The organism is Actinomycetospora aurantiaca (genome assembly GCF_037401875.1).
In the GTDB taxonomy this organism is placed as follows: domain Bacteria; phylum Actinomycetota; class Actinomycetes; order Mycobacteriales; family Pseudonocardiaceae; genus Actinomycetospora; species Actinomycetospora aurantiaca.
On sequence record NZ_JBBEGN010000001.1, the window covers coordinates 693676 to 717832 of the forward strand.

The 24157-nt window shown below is 71.8% G+C and carries 29 protein-coding genes; 9 read left to right on the plus strand and 20 right to left on the minus strand.

Annotated features, from left to right (window positions below; translation table 11 throughout):
- The first annotated feature begins 481 nt into the window (after positions 1 to 481).
- The 4 genes from WCD74_RS03155 to WCD74_RS03170 all read left to right on the plus strand — a co-directional run bounded on the left by WCD74_RS03155 (position 482) and on the right by WCD74_RS03170 (position 2862).
- Entirely contained in the window at positions 482 to 1210 is a 729-nt protein-coding gene (locus WCD74_RS03155) for a hypothetical protein (protein WP_337693358.1), read from the plus strand.
- A 69-nt stretch (positions 1211 to 1279) separates the two neighbouring features.
- Complete coding sequence (locus WCD74_RS03160) at positions 1280 to 1696, plus strand: RelB antitoxin-like protein (protein ID WP_337693359.1); 417 nt, start codon at positions 1280 to 1282, stop codon at positions 1694 to 1696.
- Positions 1693 to 2118, plus strand: coding sequence for a cytotoxic translational repressor of toxin-antitoxin stability system (locus tag WCD74_RS03165; protein ID WP_337693360.1), 426 nt, complete (start codon positions 1693 to 1695; stop codon positions 2116 to 2118). Before WCD74_RS03160 ends, WCD74_RS03165 begins: the two co-directional genes overlap by 4 nt.
- A gap of 354 nt (positions 2119 to 2472) precedes the next feature.
- Complete coding sequence (locus WCD74_RS03170; protein ID WP_337693361.1) at positions 2473 to 2862, plus strand: hypothetical protein; 390 nt, start codon at positions 2473 to 2475, stop codon at positions 2860 to 2862.
- Between the two features lie 26 nt (positions 2863 to 2888).
- On the opposite strand, the gene WCD74_RS03175 is transcribed toward WCD74_RS03170, so the two are convergent.
- Complete coding sequence (locus WCD74_RS03175; RefSeq protein WP_337693362.1) at positions 2889 to 3509, minus strand: hypothetical protein; 621 nt, start codon at positions 3507 to 3509, stop codon at positions 2889 to 2891.
- 273 nt (positions 3510 to 3782) lie between these two features.
- Here WCD74_RS03175 and WCD74_RS03180 point away from each other — a divergent pair, with 273 nt between their 5' ends.
- The 3 genes from WCD74_RS03180 to WCD74_RS03190 all read left to right on the plus strand — a co-directional run bounded on the left by WCD74_RS03180 (position 3783) and on the right by WCD74_RS03190 (position 5550).
- Positions 3783 to 4532: a hypothetical protein gene (locus tag WCD74_RS03180; protein ID WP_337693363.1), complete on the plus strand. Its 750-nt coding sequence runs from the start codon at positions 3783 to 3785 to the stop codon at positions 4530 to 4532.
- A gap of 139 nt (positions 4533 to 4671) precedes the next feature.
- On the plus strand, positions 4672 to 4998 hold the full coding sequence (locus tag WCD74_RS03185) for a hypothetical protein (protein WP_337693364.1): 327 nt from the start codon (positions 4672 to 4674) through the stop codon (positions 4996 to 4998).
- Positions 4999 to 5031: 33 nt separating this feature from the next.
- Positions 5032 to 5550, plus strand: a complete 519-nt coding sequence (locus WCD74_RS03190; RefSeq protein ID WP_337693365.1) for a Uma2 family endonuclease — start codon at positions 5032 to 5034, stop codon at positions 5548 to 5550.
- Here WCD74_RS03190 and WCD74_RS03195 read toward each other — a convergent pair.
- The gene (locus WCD74_RS03195) at positions 5547 to 6626 is read right to left on the minus strand and encodes an alpha/beta hydrolase fold domain-containing protein (protein WP_337693366.1); all 1080 of its coding nucleotides are present in this window, start codon (positions 6624 to 6626) and stop codon (positions 5547 to 5549) included. The two genes, WCD74_RS03190 and WCD74_RS03195, sit on opposite strands and share 4 nt — an antisense overlap.
- Before the next feature lie 226 nt (positions 6627 to 6852).
- On the opposite strand from WCD74_RS03195, the gene WCD74_RS03200 reads away from it, so the two are divergent.
- Positions 6853 to 7233, plus strand: coding sequence for a hypothetical protein (locus WCD74_RS03200; protein ID WP_337693367.1), 381 nt, complete (start codon positions 6853 to 6855; stop codon positions 7231 to 7233).
- Between the two features lie 32 nt (positions 7234 to 7265).
- Here WCD74_RS03200 and WCD74_RS03205 read toward each other — a convergent pair whose 3' ends face one another.
- From WCD74_RS03205 to WCD74_RS03225, 5 genes are read right to left on the minus strand one after another with little or no spacing between them, the layout of a single operon-like run.
- Positions 7266 to 7820: a TIGR03086 family metal-binding protein gene (locus WCD74_RS03205; RefSeq protein ID WP_337693368.1), complete on the minus strand. Its 555-nt coding sequence runs from the start codon at positions 7818 to 7820 to the stop codon at positions 7266 to 7268.
- 57 nt (positions 7821 to 7877) lie between these two features.
- The gene (locus WCD74_RS03210; RefSeq protein ID WP_337693369.1) at positions 7878 to 8285 is read right to left on the minus strand and encodes a RidA family protein; all 408 of its coding nucleotides are present in this window, start codon (positions 8283 to 8285) and stop codon (positions 7878 to 7880) included.
- A gap of 13 nt (positions 8286 to 8298) precedes the next feature.
- Complete coding sequence (locus WCD74_RS03215) at positions 8299 to 9141, minus strand: NAD(P)H-binding protein (protein WP_337693370.1); 843 nt, start codon at positions 9139 to 9141, stop codon at positions 8299 to 8301.
- Complete coding sequence (locus tag WCD74_RS03220; RefSeq protein ID WP_337693371.1) at positions 9134 to 9979, minus strand: mycofactocin-coupled SDR family oxidoreductase; 846 nt, start codon at positions 9977 to 9979, stop codon at positions 9134 to 9136. Before WCD74_RS03220 ends, WCD74_RS03215 begins: the two co-directional genes overlap by 8 nt.
- The gene (locus WCD74_RS03225) at positions 9976 to 10575 is read right to left on the minus strand and encodes a hypothetical protein (RefSeq protein WP_337693372.1); all 600 of its coding nucleotides are present in this window, start codon (positions 10573 to 10575) and stop codon (positions 9976 to 9978) included. Before WCD74_RS03225 ends, WCD74_RS03220 begins: the two co-directional genes overlap by 4 nt.
- Positions 10576 to 10725: 150 nt before the next feature.
- Here WCD74_RS03225 and WCD74_RS03230 point away from each other — a divergent pair, with 150 nt between their 5' ends.
- Positions 10726 to 11625 carry a LysR family transcriptional regulator gene (locus tag WCD74_RS03230; RefSeq protein WP_337693373.1) on the plus strand — a complete coding sequence of 300 codons (900 nt, stop codon included), beginning with the start codon at positions 10726 to 10728 and terminating at the stop codon, positions 11623 to 11625.
- Between the two features lie 9 nt (positions 11626 to 11634).
- Here WCD74_RS03230 and WCD74_RS03235 read toward each other — a convergent pair whose 3' ends face one another.
- From WCD74_RS03235 to WCD74_RS03295, 13 genes are all read right to left on the minus strand, one after another.
- Positions 11635 to 12087: an SRPBCC family protein gene (locus WCD74_RS03235; RefSeq protein WP_337693374.1), complete on the minus strand. Its 453-nt coding sequence runs from the start codon at positions 12085 to 12087 to the stop codon at positions 11635 to 11637.
- Positions 12084 to 12389 carry an ArsR/SmtB family transcription factor gene (locus tag WCD74_RS03240; RefSeq protein WP_337693375.1) on the minus strand — a complete coding sequence of 102 codons (306 nt, stop codon included), beginning with the start codon at positions 12387 to 12389 and terminating at the stop codon, positions 12084 to 12086. The genes WCD74_RS03235 and WCD74_RS03240 overlap by 4 nt, the downstream gene beginning before the upstream one ends.
- Positions 12390 to 12434: 45 nt before the next feature.
- Positions 12435 to 13085 (minus strand): hypothetical protein, encoded by a 651-nt coding sequence (locus tag WCD74_RS03245; protein WP_337693376.1) that lies wholly within the window; start codon positions 13083 to 13085, stop codon positions 12435 to 12437.
- A 148-nt stretch (positions 13086 to 13233) separates the two neighbouring features.
- Positions 13234 to 13917 carry a slipin family protein gene (locus tag WCD74_RS03250; protein WP_337693377.1) on the minus strand — a complete coding sequence of 228 codons (684 nt, stop codon included), beginning with the start codon at positions 13915 to 13917 and terminating at the stop codon, positions 13234 to 13236.
- A gap of 321 nt (positions 13918 to 14238) precedes the next feature.
- Positions 14239 to 14598 carry a DUF5615 family PIN-like protein gene (locus WCD74_RS03255; RefSeq protein ID WP_337693378.1) on the minus strand — a complete coding sequence of 120 codons (360 nt, stop codon included), beginning with the start codon at positions 14596 to 14598 and terminating at the stop codon, positions 14239 to 14241.
- Positions 14595 to 15122: a hypothetical protein gene (locus WCD74_RS03260; protein ID WP_337693379.1), complete on the minus strand. Its 528-nt coding sequence runs from the start codon at positions 15120 to 15122 to the stop codon at positions 14595 to 14597. Before WCD74_RS03260 ends, WCD74_RS03255 begins: the two co-directional genes overlap by 4 nt.
- A gap of 18 nt (positions 15123 to 15140) precedes the next feature.
- Positions 15141 to 15884 carry a class I SAM-dependent methyltransferase gene (locus WCD74_RS03265; protein WP_337693380.1) on the minus strand — a complete coding sequence of 248 codons (744 nt, stop codon included), beginning with the start codon at positions 15882 to 15884 and terminating at the stop codon, positions 15141 to 15143.
- A gap of 68 nt (positions 15885 to 15952) precedes the next feature.
- Positions 15953 to 16594 (minus strand): winged helix-turn-helix transcriptional regulator, encoded by a 642-nt coding sequence (locus WCD74_RS03270; RefSeq protein WP_337693381.1) that lies wholly within the window; start codon positions 16592 to 16594, stop codon positions 15953 to 15955.
- On the minus strand, positions 16594 to 16998 hold the full coding sequence (locus WCD74_RS03275; RefSeq protein WP_337693382.1) for a VOC family protein: 405 nt from the start codon (positions 16996 to 16998) through the stop codon (positions 16594 to 16596). The genes WCD74_RS03270 and WCD74_RS03275 overlap by 1 nt, the downstream gene beginning before the upstream one ends.
- Before the next feature lie 62 nt (positions 16999 to 17060).
- Positions 17061 to 17852, minus strand: coding sequence for a class I SAM-dependent methyltransferase (locus WCD74_RS03280; RefSeq protein WP_337693383.1), 792 nt, complete (start codon positions 17850 to 17852; stop codon positions 17061 to 17063).
- A gap of 236 nt (positions 17853 to 18088) precedes the next feature.
- The gene (locus WCD74_RS03285; protein WP_337693384.1) at positions 18089 to 19390 is read right to left on the minus strand and encodes a hypothetical protein; all 1302 of its coding nucleotides are present in this window, start codon (positions 19388 to 19390) and stop codon (positions 18089 to 18091) included.
- A gap of 250 nt (positions 19391 to 19640) precedes the next feature.
- Entirely contained in the window at positions 19641 to 19988 is a 348-nt protein-coding gene (locus WCD74_RS03290) for a hypothetical protein (protein ID WP_337693385.1), read from the minus strand.
- 14 nt (positions 19989 to 20002) lie between these two features.
- Positions 20003 to 24133 (minus strand): DUF6531 domain-containing protein, encoded by a 4131-nt coding sequence (locus tag WCD74_RS03295; RefSeq protein ID WP_337693386.1) that lies wholly within the window; start codon positions 24131 to 24133, stop codon positions 20003 to 20005.
- Positions 24134 to 24157: the final 24 nt, after the last annotated feature.

A 24157-nucleotide genomic window follows, 5' to 3' on the forward strand; every position in this document is an offset into this window, starting at 1 on the left:
GCGGCGTGGCTTCTCGTGGCGATCTCCGTTGTTAGCCTCATGATCGGTGTCGCGGAGTCGGCCGAGGCCAGCACGCAAGGCACCCCGACCCAGGGTCTCGTGCCGGGCTCGACGGAAGGCGACTTCGTGCACATCTCGACGACCACCTCCGTGCGGACCCGCCTCCGCGCACGGATGGTGGAGGTACTCGAAAGACAGCGATCTGCGCGCTGACGTGACCGTCCAGCTCCAGGTGAATCGCCAAGGCGTCTGGACCGACGTCGGTGTCCCGGGAATCGAGCGGGTTCGTCCCGCGACCGGGGGCTCCGTGTATCGGGCGAACGCCCGAGTCCCCTGCGTCGATCGCACCCCGACGGAGTGGAGGAGCGTCATCGACGTCGACATCGTCGGCGTGATCGACAGCCCTGAGAAGCTCTACACGACCGTTCGCCTCCTGGATTGCGGGGCCTGATTCCCGATGGCGACCTCACCCGTCGGTTCGATGGCGCTGGGCCTCTTCGGGCGACTCTCGCGCCACGCGGACCGACCGCAAGCGGATGAGGATGCCTACAGCGTCTTCCACGCGCTGAGTTCACTCCTCGGCCACCTCACTCCGACGGGGCTCGACGCTGGTGCCGCCTGGGGCATGAACGACGCGGGCGGGCCTTCGTTCACCGAGGAAGGTCGGGATCTGTGCGGGTGGTTCCAGGTGAGTCCGCTCAACGAGCACGTCGTCGGCCTCCCTATCCCGTCCTTCACCGACACCTGCGCCACGACCCTCGGGCGATTCGGCACTCTGGACGTCGAGGGCTACGAGTACTACCTCCCCACCAGCGTCGCGGGGCCGGCAGGCCGGCAGATCGCCAACGCCGAGAACTGGTTCTCCTTCGCTCCTCCGGCGAGCCGGACGCGGGTCGTCGTCTCTCTCGACTCCGGCGATGCGAGCGCAGTGGTCGACCGGCGGGACGACGTCCTGGAGCAGCTCTCACGCGCCGCGCCGACGGAAGAAGGTCTCGACCCGCGGGCCACTGACGAGACCGCGCCGGAGTTCGCAGAGGCAGTGCCGTGGCGGTGGTGGCTGGGACACGGACCGCCTCACACGGTGACCTTCTCGGTGACGCTGACCGAGTGGACGCCGTTGGGGGTCGGCCGGGCGGTCTCGCTGATCAGCGAAGCCTGTCGCGCAGTCGGCATGGTTGATCACGTGGGCGTGCGGGTCGCCAGGGTCTAAGAGGCCTGGCACACGACAGCAGGAAACGTACGCTAGGTACGTCACGTACGCGCGCTCGTGGAGGTTGCTATGGCCGAGGTCCACTGCGACAGCTACTCCGAGGCCCGGGCACACCTCAAGGATCTCCTCGACGCGGCCGAGCGAGGTCGGCTGGCCACCGTGCGCCGGAACGCAGCGACCACGGCGATGGTCGACGTGGAACGGCTACGGCACTTTCTCGCCACGCTCAGCCCGGCTCGCGCACAGGTGGTCCCCGAGGCCGAAGGCTGGTCGGTCTTTCTTCCCGGGCTCCCTGTCGCGGCGGACGGCGCGAGTTTCGACGAGGCGATCGACGAGATGGTGGGAGCGCTACGGGACTACGCCGAGGACTGGCAGGACCACCTCCTCGACGCCCCGAACCACCGTGAGCACTGGGGCCTCGTCCAGATGATCGGTCTCAGCAGCGACGACCAACTCCGGACCTGGCTCACCGGCTCGTCGTCGTGACCTTTCCGGCGCCGACCCGACAGGACCACGAACGACTCTGTCGTGTCGAGGGCTGGCAGCCGGTACGTGATGCACGCGGCCGGACCGGGACACACCACGTCACCTATGAGCTCGCCCTTCCCGACGGCCGCGTCCTCCGCACCCGGGTCTCCCACCCGCCGGGCTGCCAGACGTACGGCAAGGCGCTGTGGTCGCACATCCTGCGCGATCAGCTCGACGTCGACGAAGCGACCTTCTGGTCGTGCGTCCAGGACGGCGAAGCGCCGGACCGCGGGGCGCCTCCGGTGCCCGACATCGCCCTCCCCGCGGAGGTCGTCGCCCTGCTCATGTCGCGGGTCGGGCTGGACGAGAGCGATGTCAGGGCGATGAGCAAGGACGAAGCGATTGCCCGCCTCCACCGCTTCTGGACCGAGGGTCACTGAACCCCTGGGGGAGAGACGGGTGTCGTCAACACCCGCCGGGGATTGGCGCTGCCACCCTTCGTCGGGGAAGAAGGGCACGACCGAGGAGAGCGCGGGCGCGACCGCTGAGCAGCAGGTGCATCCACGTCGCCCGCCAGCCGTCGTCGCCACGGGGGTGCGGCGGTCGTCCGGTGAGGCCGGGCGCTCTTCGCGACGCACCAGCATCTCGGCGAAGGAGTGCTGGTAACGGCCGTAGGTGGGGAGGGTCGTGAGGTCGACCGCGCCCTCGACCGCCACACCGTGTGACGCCAGGCACTGCAGCCAGAAGTGCTCGGTCGGCGGGACGCCGGCGGGGAAGTCGATGAAGTACGGGTTGTGCTCGACGTGCGAGCCGATGCGGCGCTTCGCGGCGGCGACGATCTGCACGGCAGCGTCGAACGCCGCCCCGGCCTCGAGCCCGGCCAGGTGTGCGAGGACGTCGGTCGAGGCGACGTAGCCCTCGGAGAGCAGCGCGACGTCGAGCTGGCGCGCGACCACCTCCCCGTCACCCTCGGGGCCGTCGAACGCGGGCACGCGCAGCGTCCGCGCGATCAGCTGCTCGACCGTGCCCGGGAGCAGTGCCACCTCGTCGGGCATGTCGCCTCCTCGCCGTCGTCGAGCGACATCGATCCGGAGTCGGCTCGCCCGTGGTGGGCATTTCGTTCAGCTCGCGCGGGCGGCCGAGTCGCGGGGTCGGTCGCGAAGGCTCCACGACGGCGGCCATGATGATTTCTCCACCGCAAGCTATGGATCTACTCGGCGCCCCGAACGAGCCCGCGCTCCGCCGCGAACCACTCCACGAACGTCGTCGCGGACTCGCGGATCTCATCGTCGAGCTTGCCGCGCTCATCCGGAGCGGCCTCATAGCGCCGAGCGAGGTCGACCATGGGGTCGATCAGGCCGAATCGGTCCGGAGCACCGAGGAACCCCAGCCCTGAGACCGCGGAGGCGCAACGGAAAGGAACCGTGACACTTTCGAGCAAGCACGTGGCTTCGTTCCAACACAGCAGCTCTCCCGGCGACTCCTGGTCGCTACGCCCCAGGATCGTGCGCGAGGGCACGTCGACGACCTCCCGACGGAGCTCGTCCTCGGCATCGAGGTCGATCGCGTCGTCGCGCCGCGGGTGGATCGCCGCGACGAGCAGCCCGACGGTCTCGAGGCTTGCCGTCTCGAACCTCGTCCCTGAGTGGTACTGCCCCGGAGCATCGAGCAGAGCATGCGCCGCGTCGAGGCGGGCGAGATCGTCGCTCAGGGCGTGGTCGGCGTAGTACTGCCTCGCACAGCCCGAGACGAGATCAGCGATCGCGAGGCGCAGCGCGAGTTCCGGGTGGGCAGCCCGCCGCTGTCGCTCCTCGTGCTGCAGCTCTTGCATGCGGGCGAGCGCGGGGTGCCGCCGAGTCGTGGTGCCCATCGTGCACAGGTCGTCCAGTCGTCTGCCGGGTCGGTATAGATGGTGACGACCTCCCCCGACTCGTCGACCACGACGGAAGCGGTGCGTGCTGTGCCGGCAGCGAGCGTCCGGGTTCACCGGTGCGGCTGGGCCTGCCCCCTCGATGAGCGCAGACCCGTCGTCGGGAACGGGGAAATCGAACGTGCGCTCCCCCGGCATCGGTCAGGCTGGGAGACCTCACGGGAGGAGACGCACGTGGACGATCAGGAGCTCTACGACCGGCTCCTCGGCACGCTGGTGTCGAGCAGCTCGATCGACACCGACGGTGAGCCCGGCGTCGTCACGATCTCCGTGTTCGAAGGCCTCGAGCTCGACCCCGCGATGCGGCTCCACGTCGACCCGCAGACGGTCGGCAGGACCGTTCGCGAGATCGCCGCCAGCAGCTACGTCCAGCCGGGGATGGACCCGGTCGGCTCCTCGATCGGCCTGTTCCTCGTGCACATCTGGGAGGCGGTTCACACGGCGCGCGACGGAGAGACCGAGCTCGTCGTCGTCAGCTACGGCGTCGAGTCGTACCGACCCGACGGGACGAAGACGCCGTTCGCCCCCGTGGTCGAGGAGAAGTTCGCGCTCGACGCGTACTACGAGCGCCTCATCGAGCACTACGCGGACCGAGGCGAACTGACGATCGGCATCGGCAACGACCTCCTGACACTCTCCGACCTCGACGGGCACGCCTTCCCCACGTCGCTGACGCTGCACGTGCCGATCGAGGACCTGCGGTCGCTAATGCGGGAGGCGGACGATCGGGAGGCGGCCTGGCAGGCGATGGTCGACGAGATCGACCGTCTCGCCGGGACGATCGACACGCGGAGCACCAGGATCGCTGTGACGTCGACCGGGGTGACCACCAGGGCGCTCTCCGATCCGCTGCCGGAACGACCGGCCGCCGATCTCACGTGGTCGGCCCGTGCACCGGAGAGCGGGCAGACGTATCGACGGTGACGGCGAGACCGTGTCCGTCGGACACGGTTCGGAAGGCGTCGTCTCGCTGCCCGACCGCCGATGAGCAGAAATTCGACGGAACCGATTGGCCTCCGATCCCCTCTCATCTCATGACGACGTCGTGTGACAGGAGGAGCCCATGGGATCGACGGACAACGAGCTGTTCGCGATGCTGCTCGAGCAGCTCGAGGAAGCCGGAGAGGTGCCGCCCGAGGTCGTCGGTGACGTGATCGTCCTGCGGGGTCAGCCCGGCCAACGCGAACCGGAGCTTCGGCTGCACCTCAACCCCTCGCTGCTCGGGCGGACGCTCCGGGACCTCGTCCCGGACTACGCGCCGGTGTTCCCGCTGATGAAGCCCCTCGAGGCCGCGCTGGTGGCCTTCTGGGTCCACCTCATGGCGGCGATGGAGGAAGCGGGGCCGGGAGCGGTCGACATCGAGCTGTGTCCTCCGGGTGCCACGCGCTAGTGCCGGAGGAATCGTGCGACCTACCCTTGAACGATGAGAGCCGTCGTGCCGGAGGCGTTGCTGGCCGAGCGGCGCTCGCGCGGCCTCGACCGCCGCGACGAGCTCTGGGACGGGGTCCTGCACATGGTGCCCCCGCCCGGTGACGCGCATCAGGGACTGTCGACGGAGCTCGTGATGCTGCTCGGGCCCCTGGCGAAGCGCCGTGGGCTCGTCCCCCGGGTCGAGACCGGGCTGTTCCGCAGCGGCGAGGACTACCGCGTACCCGATCAGCTCTACCGCCTTCCCGACGACGGGTCCTCCCGCGGCGCGGAGGGCGCCGAGCTCGTCGTCGAGATCCTCTCGCCGCAGGACGAGACGCGGGCGAAGCTCCCCTGGTATGACGAGCTCGGCGTGCGGGAGGTGCTCGTCATCGACCCCGAGACCCGGACCGCGACGCTGTACCGCGCGGGCCGGGTCGCCGAGCCGGCGTACTCCGAGGTGCTGGGCGTGGCCTTCGAGACCATCGACGGCCGGCTCCAGCTGACCTGGGACGGTGGGGAGGCCCTCGTCTAGGACGCGAGAGAATGCGCGAAGCCCGTCACGTCCCGGACCGCCTCGGCGTACACCTCCGGCATCGCGTTCTGGAAGAGCAGCTCCCCGACGTGGCACAGGCCGAGGTTGATCTTCCCGACCGACGGGACGCCCGCCGCCACCAGCAGCCGGTGGTAGGCGAGGCCCTCGTCGCGCAGGGGGTCGCACTCGTTCACTGAGATGACGTGCGGCGGCAGGCCGCCGAGGTCGGACGGCTCGGCGCGGGACGGCCAACAGGTGGGGTCGTCGACGTTCCGGCCGTCCGGGTCGTAGACCTCCGCGAGCAGCGGGAACAGCGCCCGGTCCAGCCAGTACTTGTTGTTCTCCCACAGCGAGTGCAGCTCCGCGGGCGGCTCGTCCCAGGTGCCCAGGATGTACGGGCACTGGGCGTAGACGCCCGCGATCTCGTCGAGCCAGCCCTCCCGGCGCGCCTTGATCGCCACCGCGAGGGACAGGTTGGCACCGCCGGAGTCGCCCGTGACCACGATGTGGCTGCCGCCCAGCTCCGCCAGGTTCGCGTGCACCCAGCGGATGGCCGCGGCGCAGTCGTCGAGCCCCGTCGGGAACGGGTTGGCGCCGGCGGCACCTCCGGCGTTGCGGTAGTCCACCCCGACGACGACCGCGCCCGCCTTCGCCATCTCGTCGCGCCAGTGCACGTAGAGCGGGCCCGTGGCCGACAGCATCACCATGCCGCCGCCGTGGATCTGGACGATCACCGGGAGCGGGCCCTCGACGCCGTCCGGTCGGTGCACGTGCAACGCGATCTCGTGGCCGTCCCGGGTCACCGTCCGGACCTCGCGGGACACCCCGTCCACCGGCTTCAGGTCCTGGGCCAGCACGGTGAACAGGCCCTCGAAGGCCTCCTCCGCGGCGACGCTGAACCCGAGCAGGGTCTCGCGGCCGGCGTCCGCGGTGAGCGGGTTCGGTGCGGGGTGGTCCAGCGCCCCGAGCGCCCCGAACACGGCGACCATGCGGGGGTCGGAACGCGGATCCGTGCCGAGCGTGAGGGCGGGATCGCCGAGCCGGCCCGGAGGGACGTGCGGGGTGCCCGTGGTCATCGGCTTCTCCTCGACGAGCTGCTCGACAGTGTCCGAGAAGCGTGGCGCAGTCGGATCGACAGCGTCAACGACCTCGTCGTGTCCCGCGCGACGGGCGAGCGCGGACCCTTCGAGAAGGCCGGGCCTGTCCCCGGGGCGACATCCGAGAAATCTCAGGCGGTGTGACCCGCCTCGTGCCTACTCTCCCGAACCAGACGACGGACCCAGGTCGAGAAGGGCCCCCGACATGACCGATGTTCACGACGGGCAGGTGTGGAGCTACCGCACCCGTCCCGGCGAGGAGCACTCGCGGCTGCGCGTGCTGGTGACCGAGACCGATCCGGTGCTCGGACAGATCGTGCACCTCAGCGTGCACGACGTCGTGGTACCGAACCCGCGGTTGGACTCGGGGTACACGACCTGCATCACCCATGTCCCGCTCAGCCAGGAGGCCTTCGAGCGCAGCGCGGTCGACCTGCTCGGGACCGACCCCGGCGAGCCCGACCTCGAGGGCTACCGGACGTGGCGCGACGAGAACGGTGGGGTGTTCACCCTCTCGCTCGCCGAGGTCGTCGATCACGTCGAGTACGCCCTGCGCGTGGTGGCTGCCCGCCATGGCGAGCCCTGAACGCTCGGCGTCGCGACGGCGGGAGAGCTGCGTCAGGCGCGTCGACCCACGGCGGCGAGCAGCTCGGCCTGCGGGTCACCGCTGGACGGCTGGAGCGCGGCGTCGAACAGACCCGGGCCCGTGAGCATGATCGGGCCGGTGCGGATGTAGGCGAGCGCTGCTCCCACGGCCTCCGGGTCCAGGTGCTCGTCGAGGCCGGCGCCGCGGGCGAGGTCCCACTCGTGCACGGTGAGGTCGACCAGCATCTGGACCGCGTACTCCTCGACGGCCAGCCACCCGAACGACGTGTGCACCCGCGCGGCGCTGCCCGTCCACGCCGGGCGGGACAGCAACGCGGCGGCGTCCCACGCGCGGACAGGGTCGTCGCCGACCAGGTCGCCGTCGTACCGGTCCCCGACCTCCTCCATCGACTCCCCCGCCAGCACGTGCGGCGCCCACCGGTGCTCGAAGCACATGTGGGCCACCAGGTCGCGCACGGTCCACTCCGAGCACGGCGTCGGCGACGACCACCGCTCCGCCGGCACCGCGTGCACCCGCGCGCCGAAGCGGTCCGTGGCGGCGGGGATGAGCGAGCGGACGTCGTCCATGGCAGGAAACCCTTCCCGACGTCGGGTCGGGCGCGCCAGACCTGTCGTCGGGAAGGTTCAGGGCAGGACGGCGACCGCGTCGACCTCGACCAGGTAGCCCGGCGCGGCGAGGGCCGTGACGCCGATCCAGGTGCTCGGCTGCTGGAACTCGACGCCCAACCTCGCGGCCGCCCGGTCGCGACCGACGACGAACTGCTCGGCCTTCGTCTCGTCGAGGTCGACGAGATAGACGACGACCTTGGCGAGGTCGGTCGGCGTCGCGCCGACCGCCTCGAGCGCGGCGTGGACGTTGAGGTACGCCTGCTCGGCCTGCGCGGCGACGTCGTCGGCGCCGACGAGGTTTCCGTCGACGTCCCACGACACCTGCCCCGCGAGGTAGATCGTGCGCGAACCGGTGGCCACGGCGACCTGGTGGTGGACGTCGACGCGGTGGACGCGGTCGGGGTGGACGAGGTCGACGGGCATGATCGGGCTCCTCTCAGGCGCGACGCAGGACGTCGTCGAGGGTCAGTGCGGGGTGGCCGGTGAGGGTGGGGACGTCGTCGGTGACCTCGGCCAGCTCACCGGCGGCGATGGCGGTGTAGGTGCTGACCCAGGCGTCGAGCTGCCACTCCGGGGCCTGCCCGGCGCGGGAGCGGTAGGCCTCGTCGACCGTCTGGTTCTCGAACCGGACGTCGGTGCCCCGGTGACGACCGATCCTGGACGCGGCCTCACCCAGGGTCAGGGCCTCGCGGCCGGTGAGGCGGTAGGTCCGGCCGTCGTGCGGCGCGGGGTCGGCGAGGACGGCGGCCGCGGCGTCGGCGATGTCGTCCTGCGCGACGGCGGCGACCCGACCCTCCCCCGCCGGCCCGCGGATCACGCCGTCGGCCTCGACGAGCTGCGGGAGGAAGTCGAGGTAGAAGTTGTCGCGCAGCACGACCGGCGTGAGCCCGGAGGCGTGGAGGTGCTCCTCGGTGGCCGCGTGGTCGCGGGCGAGGGTGAAGGTCGCCGTCGGCGAGGCCTCGGCGAAGGAGATGTAGACCAGCCGCCCGACCCCGGCCGCCGCGGCGGAGTCGATGAACGTCCGGTGCTGCTCGACGCGGTCCGGGGTCTCCGAGCCCGACACCATGAGCACGGTCTCGATACCGCTCAGGGCCTCGCGGACCTGGTCGGGCCGGTCGTAGCTGCACGCGACCGCCACGGCGTTCGGCAGCTCCGGGGCCCCGGCCGGGGTACGCACCGCGAGACGGAGCGGGATGCCGCGGTCGGCGAGACGGCGGGCGATCCGGCCACCGAGGCGGCCGGTCGCGCCGGTGACGGCGAGGGTCGGGACGTCAGGCATGGGGAATCGTGTACGGCGCCGTCATCCCGCCGTCCACCGGAAGCGCGACCCCGGTGACGTACCGCGCCTCGTCGGAGGCCAACCACGCCACGGCGTTGCTGATGTCGACCGGGTCGATCCAGGAGATCGGGAGGGCGTGCATGCCCTGCATCGCCGCGGCGGCCGTCGCGCGATCTGCTCTCGGCTGCCCGCCACTGAAGAGCTCGTACATCGCCGGGTTCTGGATCATGTCGGTGTCGACGTTGGTCGGGTGCACGGTGTTCACGCGGATGCGGTGGGGCGCGAGCTCGACGGCCAGGACCTTCATCAGCCCGACGAGGCCGTGCTTGGCCGCGCAGTAGTGCGCGAGGTTCGGGAAGCCGATCAGACCCGCGACCGAGCTGGTCAGCACGATCGAGCCGCCGCGCCCGCCGTCGACGACGGCGGGAGCCGCGGCCCGCACCGTCAGGAACGCGCCGGTCAGGTTGATGTCGATCATCTCCCGCCACGTGGCCTCGTCCATCTCCAGCGCGGGTGCGAAGCCGCCGATCCCGGCGTTCGCGACGACGACGTCGAGGCGCCCGAACCGCGCCACGGTCTCGGCGACCGCCTTCTCCAGCGCTCCGAGGTCGCGGACGTCGGCCTGCACCGCGAGGGCACGCCGACCCACCGCCTCGACGGCCTCGACCGTCTGCTCGAGCTCACCGGGATCCGGCATCGGGTAGGGCGCCGAGGCGATCGGCGCGCAGAGGTCGACCACGACGACGTCGGCGCCCTCCTCGGCGAGCCGCACGGCGTGGGCACGGCCCTGGCCGCGCGCTCCCCCGGTGATCAGCGCGACCGCTCCGCTGAGCCTCACGGCAGGACCCGGTCGATCTCCGGCGCGAGCAGTTCGGCGGCGCGCTCGGCGGTGATGACGTCGGCCGGGTCGGGGCGGGTGATCTCGCGGGACGCGGCGTCCTCGTAGACGTGCTCGCCGATGAGGCGCTGGCGGTCGTCGTAGGGCCAGACGAACGCCAGGGTGCGGCGCAGCAGGTACATCTCGCTCGCGTCCTCGCCGGCGCGGATGTCGGCGAAGGCGCTGTCGCCGAGCATCGGTGCGGGGACGAAGGCGTTGAACACGACCTCGCCGGAGAACCCGTGGTCGTTGACGGCGATGTCCTGGTCGGCCACCCACATGACGATGGCGTTCGCCGCCATCAGCGACTCGTAGAAGCCGACGACCTGCTCCATCCCGTCGAGGATGATCGACTGCCCGCCCTCGTGGAGGCGGTAGTGCGGGTGCTCGACGGTCATGTCGGGCGCGAGCAGCTCCTTGTACCGTCCCGCCACCTCGAGCAGTCCGTGACGGCGGTAGTTCTTCAGGATGGCGCGGTGGCGTGGGTTCTCGACGTCCTGGAGCTGCTTCTCGAGCCCGGCGAACATCGTCACGAACTCGTGGTCGTACTGGCCCATCGTGGTGGTCCTCCCTCGTGCGGTGGCGCCCACGAGAGTCACGACCCGCCCCCGGCCCGTCCACGACACTTCTCGTCCTGCTCGTGAACCAGCTGGTTATCACCGCTGCTCAGCGGCTCGACGACGCGGTGAGCTGGCACACTCGCCGTCGTGGAGCTGAACCTGCACCTCGTGCGGTACCTGGTGGCGGTGGTCGACGAGGGGCACTTCGGGCGGGCCGCCGCCCGGCTCTACGTGAGCGGGCCGGCGCTGAGCAAGCAGGTCCGCACGCTCGAGCGCAAGCTCGGGGTCGACCTCGTCGACCGCAGCGCGCACCCCGTCGTCGCGACCGAGGCCGGGCAACGGTTCCTGACGGAGGCCCGGGTCGCGCTGGCGGCGGCCGACCGCGCGGTGGCGGCGGTCGAGGCGCACCGCCGTCTCGTCGCCGGCGAGCTGCGCCTCGGGTTCATGACCGCCGCGACCGGCACCCACACCCGCCGCATCCTCGAGACGATGCAGCAGGAGCTGCCGGCGGTGTCCGTGCAGCTCGTCCAGTTGACCTGGCCCGACCAGGCCGAAGCGGTCCGCGCCGGCACCGTCGACGCGTCGCTCGTCCGTCCGCCCGTGGTCGATTGTGGCGGACTGCGGCTCGACGTGGTCCGCCACGAGCCGCGGGTCGTGGCCCTCTCGGCGCGCCACCGGCTCGCCACCCGCGCATCGGTCGAACTGCTCGACCTCGACGACGACCCCCACGTCGACGACGACGAGACCGACCCGGTGTGGGTCCGGTGGTGGGCCTGCGACCCGCGTCCGAGCGGCCGCCCGGTGCGGTACGGGCCGATCGTGCACACCCTCGACGAGCTGCTGGAGGTCGTCGCGTCGGGCCGGGCCGTGGCGATCACGGGCGGGTCGGTCGCCGACAGCTACCGCCACCCGGAGGTGGTCTACGTGCCGATCGTCGATGCCGACCCCTGCCCGATCTCGCTGTGCACCCGCGCCGACGACCACTCCCCGCCCGTCGAGGCGCTGCGCCGCGCGGTGCACGCCGAGGCCGCGCGGCAGGCGGCCTGAGACGACCGGTCAGGCCGCGGGCTCGAGCTGCGCCGCGATGCCCTCGAGGCACCACTCCCAGCCCGTGCGCATCCCCTCGGCGGCCTCCTGACCCGAGAGCCCCTCGACGGTGAGGTCGAGCCGGGTCCCGCCGTCGACCGGGACGAGCACCACCGTGCACCGCGACGTCTCGTTCATGCCCTCGCCGGAGGTGACCACGTCGAGCACGAGGCGTTCGACCGGCTCGAAGGTCGTGAAGGTCGCCACCTCGCTGAACCCGTCGCCGCCCGGACGTGGGCCGAAGACGACCCGGTAGCCGCCGCCGACCCGGGCGTCGACCTCGCAGCTCGACACCAGCCACTCGGGGTCCGGGCACGCCCAGCGCTGCAGCAGCTCGGCGCGGGTGAAGGCGTCCCACACGCGCTCAGGAGGCGCGGAGTAGGTGCGGTCGAGGTCGAACGACAGGAGCGGGGCGGTGGTCACTGTTCCTCCAGGAGGGTGCCGAGCGCGTCCAGTCGGGCCGACCAGAGCGCCTGCTGACGTGCGGTCCACTCCGCGACGGCGACGAGGGCGTCGGGGCGCAGCCGGCACTCGCGCACGCGGCCGCGCTTGACGGTCGTCACCAGCCCCGCCTCCTCGAGCACCCGCAGGTGCTTGAGGACGGCGGGCAGCGACATCGCCGACGGCGCCACGAGATCCCCGGCCGGGGTCGGCCCGCGCGCGAGCCGCTCCACGATCGCCAGACGGGTCGCGTCCCCGAGCGCCGCGAACTGATGGTGAACCACGAGGTTAACTGTTGCGGGTCGTCGCGTCGCCGTCAAGAGCCTTCGTCAGGCCGCGGCGAGCAGCTCGCGGAGTCGGGGCCGGTCGGCCGGGGTGGCGGTCCACCGGTCGGTCGCGGAGCGGACCACGACGACGTCACCTGTCGTCGCGATGTCCGTGACCCGCAGCCCGCCGGGCAGCACCGGCGACGGCACCGTCCCGGAGGGCAGGAGCCCCCACGAAGACCAGCGACCGAGCGGCGTCACGACGGCGACCGGCGTGAAGCGGAGCTCCTCGGCGGTGACCTCGGGCCGCAGCGCCAGCGTGATCCCGGGCCACCAGGCCGTGCGGAGCTCCCCGCCCTCGACCGTGACCCGCGGCCCCTCGCTGCCGTCGCCGAACGACGCGAAGGCCGACGACGAGAGGGTGGCCGTGACGCGCACGCCGGTGGCGGACACGGTCGACCCGACGGTCAGCGTGTCGCACTCGACGACGAGCTCCTGGGCCGTGATCTCCGGCGCGGCGACGTCGTGGAGGGTCAGCCGCACGTCGCGCGCCCGGCCGAGGGACCAGCCGTCGGGACGGCCGTGCACGGACGCCACCGTGAACGCCGTGTCCTGCACCGCGATCCGCCGGCCCGTCAGGCCCCGGCCGAGGCGGCGCAGCAGGGAGAACCACAGGCGCGTCGAGGTCGGGGCCGGTTCGTCGGGACCGTCCATGGGCTCCAGTGTGGAGTCCCCGGTTCGGACGGGGCGCGGGCATCCGGGCGAGCACGACGTGCGGCGGGCCCGCGTGGGTGGGCGGTCGGGTGCCGGAGCCGATCGGCCTCCTGGCGTGAGCCACGCCTCGTTCCCGACGGCGGGTTCCTCAGGTGCCCGTCGTCGTCGGCAGGCCGGACGGTGTGAGGACGACGGTGCTCCGCGCCTGCGCCGCGGTCTGCAGGGTGCGCAGCTGCAGCAGCGCCGGGTGTTCCTCGAGCAGGCGCGCGGTGTTGGCGAGGGATCGCAGCGTCGCCGCCTCGGCGCGTGCGCGCTCGAGCTCGGCCCGCCCCCGTTCCCGGGTCACGACGACGTCCATGGCCGCCTGTCGCAGCTCGCCCGGGAGCATGAGGTCCTTCGCGCGCAGGCTGTCGACCTCGGCCCCGATCGCGGCCGCCTGCTCGGCGACGGGGCCTCCGACCTGCGGATGGAGCCGGTCGCGATCGGCGAGGAGCTCGTCGAGCGTCGCCGCCGCGATCGCCGTCCGCATCGCCTCCTGGACCGCGCCGTAGAGGAGCCGGTCGCTCCCGCTCGCGACGATCACGAACGCCCGCGCGTCGACGACCCGCCAGGTCAGCAGGCCGCTCACCCGCACCGTCACGCCGTCCGCCGTGATCAGCTCCTGCCCCAGGACGGGCATGAGCCGCTGCCGCACGTCGACGGCGTCGAGCTGCTCCCGACGCGGGCGGTGCCGGTGCCGGCCCGCGCCGAGGAGCTCGGTCACCCGCCCGTCGCGCAGCCGCAGCACGCGCTCCCACTCGAGCACCGTCACGTGCCGGGCGCCCACCTCCACGCCGCATCTCTCCTCGTCGTCGGTCCTCGGGGCGCTCCGCCCGGGCATCGGACGGTCGGCGGGGGCCACCCGGAGTCCGGAGCCCGCAGGGCCGTCCGTCCGGCCATGGCCGTCCGAGGACGACCACGACGACCCGGGCGGAGCGCGTGAGGAGGTATCCAGGTTTTCGAGGCCCGGTCCAGTGCCGCCACGATGCGCAGGACGCGGCCCGGCGATGCCGGCGCGCTGCTGACCCTGGCGACGATCAGGACGCTAGCGGGCGCCGCTCGGGTGCGGTGGCGGTTTTCGAGGTTCCTCGTCTCGCCGACTCGGCGGGGGTCGTCACGGAAGCCACTCCAGCGTGGCCCGCGGGACCTCCGCGGCGAGCCAGGTACTCAGGGCCTGCAGCAGCGGTGTCGGATTCTGACGCGAGCGCGGGTAACGCCGGGAGCTGGTGAGGAGGAGCTGGAGTGGAGGCTCGACCGTCGCGAGCAGCGGCACGAAGTCGCGCACGTTCTCGGTGACGACACGACGCTCGTCGCGAGCTGCCCAGGTGGCGACCTGCACGTCCGAGGCAGCGGCGAGCACCGGGTGGCCCGCGACCGCCACCACGTCGTGTCCCTCGCTCGTCAGCGAGTCCGCCAGCCGAGGACTGAACATCTCGTCGAGGAGCAGGCGCTCGGGCGACGGAGTGGTCGTCATGCGAGCAGGGCCCGCCGACGCTCCCATTCGGCCTCAGCGCGCTCCGATGCGGCGCGGGCCTCGCCGATCCACGCGTCGATCTCTGTCGAGAACTCGGTGTAGTACCGGATCCCGGCCGCGACGGTGGCTGCGGGCACGGCGAAGTTCTCGGCGGCAGCGTCGACGGCTGCCTCGCCCCGCTCGTCGATCTCCTGCAGGAACACCACGAGCTCCCAGACGTCCGGCCCGACGACGAGCGCGGGACGGCGACCCGCCGGTCCGTCACGGAAGACGACGCCCGGATGGTCCGCCATCCTGAGCCCCTCGTCGACCAGGCGTTGCGCGAGCCCGGACGCGGTTGCCCCGGGTACGGCAGCGGCATGCTGGCGGAGCCGCGCGAGCACCTCGCTGTCGAATCGCACGGAGAGCGGGGACGTCATGTCACTACGGTAGCGCAACAACGACAGCGAGACCCGGTCGATGGCGGCGGAACCGGGGCGCAGGGCGGCGAACCGAGTCCGAAGGACACGGTTCTGCCACCGCACTTCGGACCAGAAGGGCCGTCACGGGGCCGACACGTCGAGCGTCCAGACAGACACGTGCGAGGTGCTCGCGTCGGTGAACGGCGAGCGGTCCCACCACGCCCACCGCTGCTCGAGGGCCATCCCGGCAAGCCGGGCCATCAGGTCCAGTTCGGCCGGCCAGGCGTAGCGGAACGGCAGCGAGCGGCGCCGGGCCGAGCCGTCCGGGGCGAGGGACACGTGGTGCGACCACATCGTCTGGCTCGCCCGGTCGAACTCGTCGTAGCCGACCCCGTGCGTGTCGTGCCGGAAGACCCGGAACCGCTCGCCGTGCGGAAGGCGCTGCACGCCGGGCACCTCAGTCTCGACGACGAAGCGCCCGCCGGGACGCAGGTGGCGGGCGGCGTTGGTGAAGGTGGCGACCTGGGCGTCCTGGGTCACCACGTTGCCGATCGAGTTGAACACCAGGAACACGAGGTCGAACATCCCTCCGACCTGCGTCGACGAGTAGTCGCCGACCACGACGGGGATGTCGTCGCGCTTGGCGCGGAGCCTCGCCACCATCGCCTCGGCCAGGTCGATGCCGTGTACCTCGACGCCCCGCTCGCGCAGCGGGACGGCGATGCGACCGGTGCCGATGGCGAATTCGAGGGCACGGCCACCGTCGCCCGCGAGATCGGCGAGGAACCGTGACTCGACCGCCAGGTGCTCGGCGGTGAAGCGCACGTCGTCGTCATCGTCGTAGGCCTCGGCGACGGCGGGGCCGAAGTGGTCGGGCAGGTCCATCCCGGCAGGGCACCACGACACCGGCGCCGGAGCGACCGAGTTCCGGGAGCTCCCGTCGTCAGGAAGATCTAGGCAGCGAGGTGGAACGTCTCGGCGAAACGGCCGAGGAGGTCGCCGCTCCCCCGCAGCACCTCGACGACGCCGGTCGCGATCGCCCGGTCCGGGGCGAGCTCGCCCGAGAGGATGCGTCGGATGTCCGGGCCCGCGGCGAAGGCGAGGTCGGCGGGGCCGTTGCCGCGGGCCACGTCCAGCGAGGGCCCGTCCACCCGGATCAGCAGCTCCGCCGACCCGAGCCGGGCGGCGTAGGCGGTGGCGGGCAGGTCCGCCGCCACCTGCGCGCGGAAGGCGGAGCGCAAGGCGATCGTCATGGAGTCGGGCGTGATGACCTGCTCCTCCCGCGGGTCGCCCAGGGCCTTGAACCCCCACGCCGCGAGCCCGAGGACGATCGGCTCGAGCTCGCGACCGAAGGGCGTCAGTTCGTAGATGATGATCCGCGACCGGGGCGCCCGTCGGATGATTCCGGCGGCCTGCAGTTCCTTCAGCCTGGCCGCGAGAATGTTCGTCGGGATGCGCGGCAGGCCCGCCGCGAGCTCGCCGTTGCGACGGGGACCGACGAGCAGGTCGCGCACGATGAGCAGGGCCCAGCGCTCGCCGATCAGCTCGAGGGCCCGGGTGACGCCGTCGTACTGGCCGTACTCGCGCGGCGCCATCAGGCCTGCTGCTCGCCGGCCTTCGGGTCCATCCAGCCGAAGTCGACGACGTTGCCGTCGGGGTCGGTGCACCCGCGCTGGTACATGAAGCCGTAGTCGGACGCGGGCTGCGGCTCGCTCCCGCCGGCGGCGACGCCGGCCTCGACCGTCGCGTCGACCTGCTCGCGGCTGTCGAGGAAGATCGCGGTCGAGCACGAGACGGCCTTCGACGGGTCGCCGATCGGCAGCTTGGTGAAGGTCGCGAAGTAGTCCCGCGTGATCAGCATGAAGTAGTTGTGGTCGTCCTCGACGACGACGCACGCGGCGTTGTGGTCGCTGAACTGCGGGTTGATCCGGAACCCGAGGGCCTCGTAGAAGGCCTTCGCGCGGTCGAGGTCGGTCACGGGCAGGTTGACGAACATCATCGGAGGCTCCCTCGTCGTCGTGCTCGAACGGGAAGAAGACTTGCAAAAAACAAGTACGACTGTCAAGGCCTTCGATACGTTCTTAGGACCATCGCGTCCCGGCCACCGGAGGCCAGCGCGAACAGCCGGATCGCGGTCGAGGTGAGGCCGCCCGTCCGGGTCGCGGTCGCATCGACGAGCGAGAGCTCGTCCTCGAGGTTCACTGCGCCGGCCGCGGCGGCGAGGTCGTTCGTGGACGACAGGAACCCCGTGTCGGCGGCGCGCATCGCTGGCTGGAGACCCGCGATCCACGTGACCCAGGGCGCGACGGTATCCGCGACGAGTGTGCTGCCGGGCGTGAGCGCGTGGGTGACGGCGGTGTGCACGCCCTCCGGATCGAGGTACATCAGGAGGCCCTCGGCGAGGACGAGGCGCGGCACGTCGTCGGGGACCTGCGCCCACCAGCCCGGGTCGGTGACCGACGCGGCGACGGAGGTGGCGCCCTCGCGCTCGCCGTAGAGCTCTCGGCGCAACTCGATGACCGGATCCTGGTCGACGTCGAACCACCGGATGCCCGGCCCGGGGTCGAGCCGCAGCAACCGACTGTCCAGCCCGCAGCCCAGGTGCAGGACCACGGCCTCGTCGTGCCGGGCGAGGAAGGCCCGGGCGGCGTCGTCGATGAGCTTCGCGCGAGCGCAGATCAGCGGGGTGTTGCCGGCGAGGCTCAGCCCGAGCCGCGGCGGGTCGTCGACACGGTCGAGCAGGTCGGCGGCGTACCGGTCGCCGAGGATCGGGCGGGTGGACGCGGCGTCGTGCGCGTGCATGGCGAGCGTCCACAGCATCGTCTGCTGTTCCTGCTGCAGGTGCACGGTCATGCCCCGCGGGTGCCCTGTTCCGGACGACGGGTCACGCGCCGTCGAGTGCTACGCCAGCAAGCACCCGCGGCTAGTGGAGCTGCCTGATGTGGCACTCGCACCTCGGTTCGGGCCTGGAGGTGTGTCGGAGCCGCGTTCGTCCGAGTCGTCGTGACGCGGACGTGCTCTCGGCCCAGGGCGAGTGCTACCTCGTAGCGTGGACCGGCGCCGGGAGTAGCCGGGTGCGAGCCGACCCGTCACGGAAGCAACCGGCGCTCGCGGCGCTCCGCCGCAGACTCGAGGCGATGTCTGACGACGAAGTCGGGCCAGACGACCTCGGCCAGGAACGACAGCACGTCCTCGTACCGGGCCTCGGACTCGTCCTCCGGATCCGCGAGCCAGGGGGAGGTGGCCACCTGCCCCGTGAACCGGTTCCACGATGCTCGCACGCCTCGTTCACGGCGTTGCGCGAACAGGACCCACGGACTGTCCGAATTCGAAGGGTAGAAGGGAGCTGCCTCGACGAGTTCGTCATCGGACGGATCGCCGAGCAGGCGCCATGCGTCGAGGTCGACGAGGCCGGCACCGTGGAGACGGGCCAACTCAGGGGGCAGGGACAGTCCCTGCGGCCAGGCGACCGGTACCTGGAACTCGTCGTCTTCTCGGAGGGCGACATCGTGGCGCACGAATTCGGCGTCGTCCTCGAGACGCTCGAGGAGGTCGGGGATCAGCCGTTCCTCGATGAAGTGCCAGACGTCGCGGTACGTCCCGCGAGCCTCCCACCCGGCAGACGCTTCGAGGTGCACCACGACGACCTCGCCCGTCATCGGCACGACACAGGCGAGATCGTCGTTGTCGATCCGACCGGCGAACGGGATCCTCTGCGTGCCTGGATACAGCTCGTCGTGGCGAACCTGGAACCAGCGGCCTCGCCGCCCCGTCAGCAGCCGCCATGCGATCAGGTCCGTCATCCCGAGCGAGTGCAGTCGACCAATCTCCGGCGGGACCTCGTCAGGGTCCGACCAGGGAACGACGACCGGGGGCGCGAGCCGATCACGCCGCGCCGAGCCGCTGGTCGGTGCCCGATATCGCGCGGGACGAGGAACGTCGAGGCGGTCACGTGCCACGTCCAGGAGGACGTCCAGGACCGCGATGTCGCGCGATTCGGGGGACTCTCCAGCGAGTCCCCCGTAGCGGACGGACGCCGTCGTCGAGCCCGCACCGCCCCACTGCTCCACGACGAGGTGCCCTCCTCCTGGAACACGACGGAACTCCAGCTGTTCTCCGTCACCCGAGGCCGGTGACAGCAGCGTCGTCCGGAAGCAGATCCCGTTGACCCACACCTCACCGATTCTCGGGCCATCGGGAGGAACGCCGGTCGAGGAGAGATCCGCGGGCACCTCGGCGAGGTCGAGCCCCATGCGCGCCGCAGCGAGCAGGTCCTCGAGCAGCGCCAGCTCGATCGGCTCCTCGGCCCAGTCGATGACGGCCTGCCATGGCAGCCACCCGTTGTCCCGACCGATCCGCATGAAGGTTCGCTGCGTGCAGGCGTCTGCCACTGATAGTGCGGTCCTGAGACGATTCGTGGTCAACGAGAACGTCAACGTCCTGCTGCCGACGCGTCTCTCCTCTTCAGAGATCACGGTGTCCAGACCTGTCGGTTGTGCTGACTCGGCGTGGGTCCGAGCGCGGCGTGTCGGCTCCTCGTCCGCGTCGCCACGACGAGGACGGCCACTCGACTCCGCACGATGCGGCCTTCCGGGTGTCGACGCAGCTCGCCGGGAAGCCCCACTCCCGGCTCCTCGATCATCAGCGTCCGGGTTCTCCCACGAAGACGATGTCGGGCAGCATCATCGACCACGGATCGAGCGCGAGTTCCGAGAAGACCTCGAGCCGCCACCCGTTGTCGAGCAGGAAGACAGGGTCCCCAGGAGTGAGGCGCGCCTGTTCGGATACAGCGACGACGCTCAGATGAACGAGCCCGAGCACGCCGGACTCGAGGTCCGGACTACCGCTGCTCGTGACGATCCCTTCGTCACCTACGAGCCGCCACGACGACGTCGTCTGAAAACCCCAGTTCGTCCCCCCGAACCCGAACTGCGGCCAATCCGTGGTGATAGCGCCGATGAGGAGTGGTCCCTGCTTTTCTATGGCCAAGCTCAATCGTTGAACTAGGGATTGAGGTTGACGTGAGCCCGCCGGTGAACTTCCATCGGCCATTGTCTCTTCATCCATTCCTTGTGCTGCTGGAGCGCTGACTGCCAAGCATCCATGTCGGCCTGGGGCGGAGTCGCGCCGGGGGGCCTCAGAGGCGGTTGGGGAGGCGTCGGTTTCTGTCCGGTGAACGCGTCGACGAGACTCCGTCCGTCATCGCCGGTGAAGGAGGCCCGGAGCGGATTGTTGCCACTGGGTTCCATGACTCGCACATGAGTCTTGTCGGGCAACTGGTATTGCCGGCCGGCGCTCTCCGTCGGCGTGCTCGGGAACTGCTGCAGGCCCTCCTCCAGTCGCGCTCGACTGGTCGGGATCGCCGTGCCGTTCGACCCGACGACGAAATCCGGCCTGGGACAGCTCGTCAGGCCGAGCGGGTCGAGCCAGGTGTGTGGGTTGTGGACGTAGGTGCTGGGGTTCGGGGCGGGAGCGAGGCCGAGCGGGTCGAGGCTCGCGTACCGGGCGGTGTCGGGGTCGTAGTGGCGGTGGACGTTGTAGGCGAAGCCGGTCTCGGGGTCGTGATACTGCCCGGGGAAGAGCAGGGGCGTCGACGCCGAGCCGGTCCAGGTCGTCCGGCCCCAGAGCGAGCGTCGGGCCGAGCCCGCGACCCGTCCCTCGACATCGAGCATCTCCGTGGGTGCGCCGACGAGGTCGGTGACGATCGCGTAGAAGCGCTCGTCGATCTCTTGCTGTCCCGCCCGGCGGACCCGTTCGCGCTGTGCGACGGGATGCAGGCCGGAGTGGTCCCAGGTCGTGGAGGAGACGCCGTCCGGGCCGTGGGCGACCTGCTCGACCAGCGTCGGCCCGTCCCACGCGAAGTCGACCTGCCGGTCGGGCCCGACCTTCGACACCCGCCGGCCGAGGGCGTCGTAGACGTAGCGCCAGTGCGCGCCGTCGGGGGTCCGCACCCCGATTAGGCGGTCGTCGGCGTCCCACTCGTAGTGCCACGTCTCGGGCCGGTGCGACAGCCGACCCCGGGTGCGGCGGACGACACGGCCCTCGGCGTCGTGCGCGTAGGTGACCCGGCCGGCCCGCACGAGCAGGGTGCCGCGGTACTCGCGCTCCCCCGCGACCTCCGGGTCGGCCCCGGCCCACGACGCCGAGGTCTGGTTGCCGGCGACGTCGTAGGCGTACCGCTCGCTCCGTCCATCGCCGGCCACACCGGTCACGTGGCCCAGGGCGTCGAGGTCGAACGTCTGCGCACCCGTCCCGGTCACCGCCGACAGGTAGCCGTCGGCCCGGTAGGTGTAGCTGCGCGACACCGGTCCGGCGCTCAACGCGGCCAGGCCACTCGGACCCCACTCCGACGCCACCACCGCCGCCCCGGCCCGACGACGGGTCTCGCGCCCGACCTCGTCGTGCTCGAACGCGATGTCGACCCCTGCGAGCAGCGTCGACACCCGTGAGGCGGCGTCGTGCGTCCACGCGCTGACCTGTCCGGCAGGCGTCTCGCGCCGCACCCGCCGCCCGAGCACGTCGTACGACGACGTCACCGCGCGCCCGTTGACCGCCTCCGCCACGACGCGGCCGCACACGTCGCGCTCGAGCACGAGGTCGACGTCCGGGGTGGTCGCGCGGACGAGGCGGCCGGCGGCATCGTGGTCGAAGGTGCTCAGCACTCCCCCGGCCCGCCGTTCGCTGACCCGTCCGAGCAGGTCGTAGGACTGCGTCACCACCTGCCCGGCGGGATTGTGGCGCTCCACGACCTGTCCCGCCGCGTCGAGCCGATACGTGCGACGGCGACCGTCGAAGTCCGTCTCGGCGACCACCCGACCGGCCTCGTCGCGCTCGTAGGACCAGGTCAGCCCCTGGGGGTTCCGCACGCCCACGAGCTGGACCTGGGCGTCCCACACGAACTCGGTGCGGGACCCGTCGGGGTCGATCCGCGCCGCCGGCACCTCGAAGTGCGCGCGCTCGAATCGCGTCACGTGACCCGCCGGGTCGGTGACCGCGACGACGTTGCGCTCGCCGTCGTAGACGGTCCGCGACATCCGGCCGTCCGGGCCCGTCGTCGTCGCCGGCAGCCCCTCCAGCGTCCAGCCGTGCGCGGTGCGCTGACCCAGCGCGTCGACCTCCGCCACCACCCGCCCGAACGCGTCCCGCTCGAGGCGGGTGGTCGCGCCCAGCGGGTCGGTCACCGCCACCGGCAACCCGGCCGCGTCGCACTCGACCCGCGTGACGCCGCCGAGCGGGTCGGTCACCGCGGCGAGGTGCCCGGACGAGTCGTAGGCGTACGAGGTTCGCACGCCCGCGGGATCGATCTCGGCGGTCCGCAACCCGCGTGCGTCGTGCTCGTAGCGCCACACCCCGCCGTCCGGCTCGACCACGCGGACCGGCAGCCCCCGGACGTCCCGCTCGATCGCCACCGACGACCCATCGGGCCGCGTGATCCCGACGAGCGCCCCGGCCTCGTCGTACCCGAACCGGGTCTCCCGGCCGAGACCGTCGGTCACCGACGCGACGAGCCCGCCGTGCCCCCACGACCAACGCTGCTCGGCACCCGTCCCGTCGACCGCCCGGACCACCCTGCGGGCGTCGTCGTGCACGTAGTGCGACCGGTGCCCGAGGGCGTCGGTCATCTCGACGACGTCGCCGACGTACGACAGCTCGCACGAGAGCACCCCGTCGGCCCCGGTCTGGCGGACGACCCGGTCCTGCTCGTCGTACTCGTGGCGGAACCAGGTACCGATCCGGTCGACCCAGCCGGTGATGCGCCCCCGCTCGTCGTAGCCGTAGCGGAACGGCAGGTTCGACGAGTTGACGATCGCGGTCAGGTTGCCCGCGGTGTAGCCGAAGCGGACGAGCGCCGCGGGCTCGCCGTCGGGACCGGCGCCGAGGAGGTCGTAGCCGACGATGCGGTCGTGCGAGGAGTCGACCCGCACGCGGTAGCCGCCGGAGTGGCGCACCTCGATCGGCATGCCGTCCGCGAGCCGCTCGACGTCGACACGGTGGCCGACCGGGTCGGTGACCGCCGCCAACCAGCGCTCCTCGCCCTCGCCGACGAAGTGCAGGGTGCGGCGCCGGTCGAGGTCGTCGACCAGGAGCTCGTCGTCGACGATGCGCAGCGTCCACCGCGGCGTGTGGGTCGAGGCCACCGGGACCACGTCCGCCGTCGGGAACTCCAGGACGTGGGCGTCGGCGCGCGCCAACCACACCGCGTCCTCGCCGACCTGCAGCTTCTGGTCGAGCGTCGAGGCCCACGACGGGCCGAAGAAGCGCCCCGCGCGGTAGTTCGAGACGTGCGTCCGCTCGAGGACCAGCGGCAGCAGACCCGGCAGCACGACGTCGACCTCGGGCTGGAACAGCAGCCCGGAGGCGAGGTCGACCGGCTCGGTGGTCGGGACCTTCGTCTCGACGACGGGCGGGTTCTGCGGGCCGGCCTGTGCCCCCGCCTGACGGGCCGGCGGCACAGCCTGCGTCGGGACGTCCGCGGTACGGGTCGCGGCGACGGCGTCGGGGGCGAGCCGGGAGGCGTCGGTGATGGCCTCGCCGGCCCGGAGCCCGGCCTTGAGCCCGGTCGCACCCCACCCGACGAACGGGATCATCGCCGCCGCGGAGAGCCCGGCGTTGAGGTAGTCGCCCTCCGCGGTGTACCAGGCCGCGTTCGCCCCGTCGGCGATCTCACCGACCCCCGGGATCAGACCCGCGACGTCCAACGCCGAGTGCCCGAGATCGGACCAGGAGAAGCCCGCCTCCTCCTCGGGCGGCGTCTGTGGTGCCACCGGAGCCGCCCCGAACTGCGGCGGGGTTCCGAGTGGAGCACCGGGAGCGCCCGCCACCGCTCCCGGTACTCCACCGGCCGCGCCGGGAACCGGCGCCGTCATCCCGGCCAACTGACCCTGCGCACCCGCCACCTGGGACGCCGCCGCCTGGTTGGCCTGCTGCTCGCGGGCCGTGGCCTGCTCCATCAACGCCCGACCCTCGGCGATCCTCGCGTTCGCCGCGTTGACCGCCCCGTTGGCCGCGTTCATCGCCGCGTCCGCCTGCTGCCCCGCCGGCGCCGGAGCCGCCGCCAACGTCGCCACCCGGGCGGACGCCGTCGCCAACTCCGCCTCACCCTGGCGGACCATCTCCTCGCCACGGGCGAACATCTCCTGCGCCGCCCGCAACTCCGC